The sequence below is a fragment of the Halodesulfovibrio aestuarii DSM 17919 = ATCC 29578 genome, from assembly GCF_000384815.1.
Lineage (GTDB): Bacteria > Desulfobacterota > Desulfovibrionia > Desulfovibrionales > Desulfovibrionaceae > Halodesulfovibrio > Halodesulfovibrio aestuarii.
Window position 1 is genome coordinate 1 of the sequence record NZ_ARQF01000003.1, and the last position, 1,521, is coordinate 1,521.

The 1,521-nt window shown below is 51.9% G+C and carries 1 rRNA gene; it reads right to left on the reverse strand.

The features are described from left to right. Positions 1–1,521, reverse strand: a 23S ribosomal RNA gene (locus F461_RS0100045); the annotation flags it as partial.

Below are 1,521 nucleotides of genomic sequence, written 5' to 3' on the forward strand. Positions count from 1 at the left end.
TCCTTTAGCTCATAAATGAGAGGGAGATCTTATCTTAAGTGAGGCTTCCCGCTTAGATGCTTTCAGCGGTTATCCCTTCCGAACGTAGCTACTCAGCTATGCCGTTGGCACGACAACTGACCCACCAGAGGTTCGTTCACCCCGGTCCTCTCGTACTAGGGGCAAGTCCTTTCAAATCTCCTACGCCCACAGCAGATAGGGACCAAACTGTCTCACGACGTTTTAAACCCAGCTCGCGTACCACTTTAAACGGCGAACAGCCGTACCCTTGGGACCTGCTTCAGCCCCAGGATGTGATGAGCCGACATCGAGGTGCCAAACCGCGCCGTCGATGTGAACTCTTGGGCGCGATCAGCCTGTTATCCCCGGCGTACCTTTTATCCAATGAGCGATGGCCCTTCCATGCGGAACCACCGGATCACTAACACCAACTTTCGTTCCTGCTCGAGATGTCTCTCTTACAGTCAAGCTCGCTTATGCGTTTGCACTCAACGACTGGTTTCCAATCAGTCTGAGCGAACCTTTGTATGCCTCCGTTACTCTTTAGGAGGCGACCGCCCCAGTCAAACTACCCACCAGACACTGTTTCCTAACCGGATAACGGTAGAGGATTAGAGCCTTAGACTAGCAAGGGTGGTATTTCAAGGTTGGCTCCACAAACACTGGCGTGCCTGCTTCAAAGCCTCCCACCTATCCTACACATGCTAGCCCAAAACCCAATGTCAAGCTATAGTAAAGGTGCACAGGGTCTTTCCGTCTTGCTGCGGGTACACGGCATTTTCACCGCGAATTCAATTTCACCGAGTCTGTAGTTGAGACAGTGCGGAGATCGTTACGCCATTCGTGCAGGTCGGAACTTACCCGACAAGGAATTTCGCTACCTTAGGACCGTTATAGTTACGGCCGCCGTTTACCGGGGCTTCGGTTCGCTGCTTCGCTAATGCTAACAACTCCCCTTAACCTTCCGGCACCGGGCAGGCGTCAGTCCATATACGTCGTCTTACGACTTTGCATAGACCTATGTTTTTAGTAAACAGTCGCCACCGCCATTTCTCTGCGGCTCTCCGTTGCTTTGTTTCGCTAAGAAACTAACAACAAAGAGCACCCCTTATCCCGAAGTTACGGGGTCATTTTGCCGAATTCCTTAACTACAGTTCTCTCGAGCGCCTTGGATTACTCATCCCGCCCACCTGAGTCGGTTTGCGGTACGGTTTGCATAGACTAAACTTAGAAGCTTTTCTTGGAAGCATGGACTCAACACCTTACGCTCTTGCGAGCACCGCATCATGTCTCAGGCATCTAGAGGTACGGATTTGCCTGTACCTCAACCCTACACACTTGCACTGGCTATTCCAACAGCCAGCGTGTCTATCCTACTCCGTCCCTCCATCGCACATCTATACAAGTACAGGAATATTAACCTGTTTCCCATCGACTACGCTTTTCAGCCTCGCCTTAGGGGCCGACTAACCCGGGGCAGATTACCTTTACCCCGGAAACCTTGGGCTTACGGCGGATGGG